Annotated in this window: 4 protein-coding genes and 1 pseudogene; 3 read left to right on the forward strand and 2 right to left on the reverse strand. The window is 72.1% G+C overall.

What is annotated here, in order from left to right:
- Positions 1–413 (forward strand): annotated as a pseudogene (locus TN53_RS39920) (hypothetical protein); the annotation flags it as partial.
- Between the two features lie 211 nt (positions 414–624).
- Here the strand turns inward: TN53_RS39920 and TN53_RS39925 are convergent.
- Positions 625–1,545, reverse strand: coding sequence for an FCD domain-containing protein (locus tag TN53_RS39925; protein WP_420719164.1), 921 nt, complete (start codon positions 1,543–1,545; stop codon positions 625–627).
- A gap of 132 nt (positions 1,546–1,677) precedes the next feature.
- On the opposite strand from TN53_RS39925, the gene TN53_RS39930 reads away from it, so the two are divergent.
- Both TN53_RS39930 and TN53_RS39935 read left to right on the forward strand, forming a co-directional pair.
- Positions 1,678–2,523, forward strand: a complete 846-nt coding sequence (locus TN53_RS39930) for a (2Fe-2S)-binding protein (protein ID WP_046263765.1) — start codon at positions 1,678–1,680, stop codon at positions 2,521–2,523.
- A gap of 305 nt (positions 2,524–2,828) precedes the next feature.
- Positions 2,829–3,872 carry a DUF2637 domain-containing protein gene (locus tag TN53_RS39935; RefSeq protein WP_046263766.1) on the forward strand — a complete coding sequence of 348 codons (1,044 nt, stop codon included), beginning with the start codon at positions 2,829–2,831 and terminating at the stop codon, positions 3,870–3,872.
- A 92-nt stretch (positions 3,873–3,964) separates the two neighbouring features.
- On the opposite strand, the gene TN53_RS39940 is transcribed toward TN53_RS39935, so the two are convergent.
- A complete protein-coding gene (locus TN53_RS39940; protein ID WP_095046987.1) occupies positions 3,965–4,411 on the reverse strand; it encodes an ATP-binding protein in 447 nt (148 codons plus the stop codon).
- Positions 4,412–4,641 lie beyond the last annotated feature (230 nt).

The raw sequence follows: 4,641 nt of genomic DNA on the forward strand, positions 1-4,641 counted from the left end.
CTCCGGGGGCGGCGGGGCGGGCCTTGCTGGACTTCCGGCGGGGGCTGCTGGCGGAGAACCTGGCGCGTTCGCCGCAGTCGGCGCGGGCGGCGTATCGGCGGGCGCATGCGGGGGCGGGGGGTCCTGCCGATCCCCCGCTGCTGTCCTTCACCTGGCGTCACCTCGCCGGACTCGCCCTTCGGGACGGCGAGTTGGCCGAGGCGCGGCACGGCTTCGCCGAATCCCTGCGGATCCGTGAGGAGTTGGGGTACCTGGTGGGCACGGCCCCGGCGTTGGCCTCCCTGGCGGACGCGGAAGTCGAGCCGGAGGCCTCTCGGTTGCGGGAGGAGGCCCGGCGGCTGTTCCGTCTGCTGGGCGGGGTACCGACGTGGCTGTCCCAACAGCTGGCACCACCACCGGCGGCTACGGCCTGAGGCGACCGGGGGTTTCTTCGCCCCCGCCGCCCCTACCCGTCCCGTCCCTGGGGGCTGCGCCCCCAGACCCCCACGGCCGGCGTCAGTGAATCCAGCCCCTCCGGCGTTTGAGGAGCGGGGGTCCAGGGGGCGGAGCCCCCTGGGAGCGGGGTCGAAGGGGCGGCAACCCCTGGGGATGGGAACGGGTGAGGGCGGCGGGGGCGAGGAAACCTCAGCTCGCGCCCGTGAAGTGTTCGCCCACCAGCACCCGCACCACATCCACGTCCCCGGCGATCAACGCGTCCAGCAGCGCGGTGTGTTCCGCCGCGTCCGACACGAGTTCCGCGCGGCCGCGGGAGGCGGGGGCGCCGACGAGGGGCCACTGGGCGCGTCGGTGGAGGTCGTCGGCGATCTGGACGAGCTGTTCGTTGCCGGCGAGGGCGAGGACCGCACGATGGAAGGCGCGGTCGGACTCGGCGTACGCCGCCCGGCTGCCGCTCGACGCGGCCCGCACCGTCGCCTCGGCGAGCGGCCGCAACTCGGCCCACCGCTCGACCGTCACGGTACGCGCCAGCCGCAGCATCACCGGCACCTCGATCAGCGCACGCACCTCGGCCAGCTCACCCAGCTCCCGCGCCCCCCGCTCCACGACCCGGAACCCGCGGTTGGGCACGACCTCGACGGCGCCCTCCAGCGCGAGCTGCTGCATGGCCTCACGGACCGGCGTCGCGGACACCCCGAAGCGGTCACCGAGAACGGGCGCCGAGTAGACCTCACCGGGCATCAGCTCGCCGGAGACCAGCGCGGTCCGCAGGGCGTCGAGGATCTGCCCGCGCACGGAGGCCCGCTGCACGACGGGCCGGACGGGCGGCTCGGCGGGGGGCCGGTCGGCACGGACCTGCGGGGCGACGTCGTCGTCGGTACGCGTGCGCTCGGTACGGGGCTCCGGCACAGAGCCTCCGGGGCGCGGTCGCGCCACGCCGACCGGAGGTCCGGCCGGCTCGGGACGGGGCCGCTCGCCATGCGTATGCTCACCCCTCGCCGCCGTGAGCTGCGGCGGTACACGTACCGCTGGTGGAACCCCCGTCCCGGTGGAGCCCTGCGCGCTCGGCTTCACGGGTCCTCCTGCGGACGTGTCGGTACTTGAGGTCATTACGGCGGGTTGTTACTCGTCCGTCAAGCACCTTAGGCGCAGAAGCCCCGGGTTCAAATCCCGGCGATCTTGGGTAAGGCTAGGCTTACCTTCAAAACAGTCGTACAACTGTCTTGGATCGGTGGTCCCCGCATGACCGTGCGCACCTCGGCCCTCACCGACGCCTACAACCGTCTGACCGAGGCTTTCCCGGGACTCACCGTCACGGAGCTGGACAGTGCGGACCAGGCCCCTCGGGGCGGCGGCTGGGTCACCGCCGCCTCGCTCGCGGAGGGCGGGGCCGGCCTCGACGCCTTCCTGGCGTGGGACGACGCACAGGTGCTGCGAGACCACGGGCGCGGCGGACGCCCGGACGTCATCGCGAGCTTCGGGCTGCACCGGTACGCCTGGCCCGTCTGTCTGCTGATCACCGCGCCGTGGTTCCTGCGGCGCCGGGTGCCGCGCTTGCCCGTGACGCATGTCTCGTACGACCGGACCGGGGGGCCGATGACCTTCGCCGTGCGGACCGGCGCCTTCACCTGCCTGCCGGGCGATCCCGCCGCCGAGCTGCCCGGCGCCCGCGTCGTCCCCGACGAGGAGGCGCTGCGGGCCGAGGTGCGGTCAGCGATCGCCGAGCACCTGGAGCCCGTGCTCGGCGGGTTCGGGCCGCGGATGCGGCGGCGCGGACGGGCGCTGTGGGGCATGGTGACCGACGAGATCGTCGAGGGGCTCTGGTACGTCGCCCAGCTGCTCGGCGAGAACGAGCAGGCGCGGGCCCAGCGGGAGCTGGAGCTGCTGCTGCCGGGCTCGACGAAGCCGTACGTCGGCGCGGCGGCCTTCCGGCAGCTGACGGGACCGCGCGGCGAGGCGCTGCCCACCCGGGACCGGGCCAGCTGCTGCATGTACTACACGCTGGAGCCCGAGGACACCTGCGCCACCTGCCCGCGCACCTGCGACGCCGACCGTGTCGTCAAACTCCTGGCCGAAGCCGCCAGTTGAGGACCCCTGGGGCGCAGGTGCGAGTCGGCGTCCCGTAAGATCATCGGCGAACAGGGCTGCCACTCGGTTACAGGCGATTCACAATTTCCTCACCTGGCGCAGGAACTTTCCGTGGAACCACCCGTACGGGTAGTCTTATTCGAACTCAACTCCCGCCCCTCACGCGGCAGTTCGAGCAGAACGCCGCCCTGGGCATTCCCTTGCACCTCCTTGGCGGCCTCTTGCCCCGAAACCCCCTGAGGGCCAGTGGGATTGGGCCACTATGGCGGGCGTTACACGCCCTATCCCAATGCAAGGGACCCCAGATGAGACTGACCGACATATCGCTGAACTGGTTGCTTCCGGGCGCCGTACTGCTCCTGGGCATGCTGGCAGCGGTAGCGGTGCTGGCGCGCGGCAAGCGGTCCGCCGGGGAGCACGCGAAGACCGAGGACTCCTGGGAGCGCAGCGAGGAGCGCCGCAGGCGCAAGGAAGCCATATACGGAACGGCCTCCTATGTACTCCTTTTCTGCTGCGCCGCCGTCGCGGCCGCACTCTCCTTCAAGGGCCTGGTCGGCTTCGGTGAGCAGAACCTGGGCCTGGACAACGGCTGGCAGTACCTGGTGCCGTTCGGCCTGGACGGCGCGGCGATGTTCTGCTCCGTCCTCGCGGTACGCGAGGCCAGCCACGGTGACGCGGCCCTCGGCTCCCGGATACTCGTATGGACGTTCGCGGGTGCCGCGGCCTGGTTCAACTGGGTGCACGCGCCCCGGGGCCTCGCCCACGCGGGTGCCCCGCACTTCTTCGCCGGCATGTCCCTCTCGGCGGCCGTCCTCTTCGACCGCGCGCTGAAGCAGACCCGCCGGGCCGCCCTGCGCGAGCAGGGTCTGGTGCCGCGTCCGCTGCCGCAGATCCGCATCGTCCGCTGGCTGCGGGCCCCTCGCGAGACCTACAGGGCCTGGTCGCTGATGCTGCTGGAGAACGTGCGCAGCCTGGACGAGGCGGTCGACGAGGTCCGCGAGGACAAGCGCCAGAAGGAGACCGCCCGACTGCGCCGCCGCGACAAGGAGCGCATGGAGCGCGCCCAGCTCAAGGCCATCAGCCGCGGTCACCGCGGATTCATCGGCCGCGGTGGCGGCCGGCCGGGCGAGACCCAGGCCCTGGAGCGGGGCTCTGACATGGTCTCCGCGGAGCCTGCCATATCGACGCCGGAGCAACTGCCCGTACGCTCACGGCCGTCCCTGCAGCCCGTCCGCAAGGGTACTGACCCCATCACCGTCGACCTCACCGCCGAGGACGACACCATGGCCCTGCCGCGACTCGACTCCCTGGAGCGCAAGCTCAAGGACCTCGAGCAGCAGTTCGGCTAGGCCTTCGGGCATCACGGGAGGGGGGTACGGCCTCACACGGCCGTACCCCCCTCCCGTTCGTCATGGGACACCGGCGTCATCCGGCTGCGATGTCACGCGGTCCCGGCGTCGAGTTCGAACCACACCGCCTTGCCCACCCCGTGCGCCCGCACGCCCCACGCGTCCGCGAGGGACTGGACGAGGACCAGGCCCCGGCCGTGCGTACCGTCGTCGGCGTTCGGTACGCGCAGTCTGGGTCGGCGGGCCACGAAGTCCCGTACCTCGACCCTGAGTCCGCCGGGTCCGACGGTGGCCGTCACCACCGCGTCGTGATCGGTGTGGATGAGCGCGTTGGTCACGAGCTCACTGGTGAGCAGTTCCGCTATCTCCGATCGCCCCGGCCTCCCCCATTGTCGTAACAACTCCCGGAGCGCTCTGCGGACTTCGGGCACCGCCCGCAGGTCCGCCTTCCCGAGTCTGCGCCTGAGCTGAGACGCCTGCGCCCCGGCGCCCGCGGCCACGTCCTCCACCGTCTGTGCCGAGAAGGCCCCGATCGCCATGGGACCGCCTCCTCGCGCCTGCCTTTTCATGACCCCCGCCCGCGTGCCGATGTCGGTTCCCCTCCTGCTCGAACACGTTCACGGGATCCATGCCCCGTCGGGCACGCGGCAGTCATGTCGAATCATCAACGACCCGGTGTTCGGCCACGGTTGGGCCGCGCCGGAGCAGGGGCGGCGGTACCGCGAGCGGGGGCGCGCTGGAAGGCGGGCGCCGGGGGTGGTGGGACGGG

It is taken from the genome of Streptomyces sp. WM6386 (assembly GCF_000972385.1).
Classification (GTDB): domain Bacteria; phylum Actinomycetota; class Actinomycetes; order Streptomycetales; family Streptomycetaceae; genus Streptomyces.

Bases quoted from the DNA above. Each gene is read 5' to 3' on its own strand.
- TN53_RS39925 (WP_420719164.1), bottom strand. From the start codon at position 1,545: ATGACCTCAAGTACCGACACGTCCGCAGGAGGACCCGTGAAGCCGAGC.
- TN53_RS39930 (WP_046263765.1), top strand. From the start codon at position 1,678: ATGACCGTGCGCACCTCGGCCCTCACCGACGCCTACAACCGTCTGACC.
- TN53_RS39935 (WP_046263766.1), top strand. From the start codon at position 2,829: ATGAGACTGACCGACATATCGCTGAACTGGTTGCTTCCGGGCGCCGTA.
- TN53_RS39940 (WP_095046987.1), bottom strand. From the start codon at position 4,411: ATGGCGATCGGGGCCTTCTCGGCACAGACGGTGGAGGACGTGGCCGCG.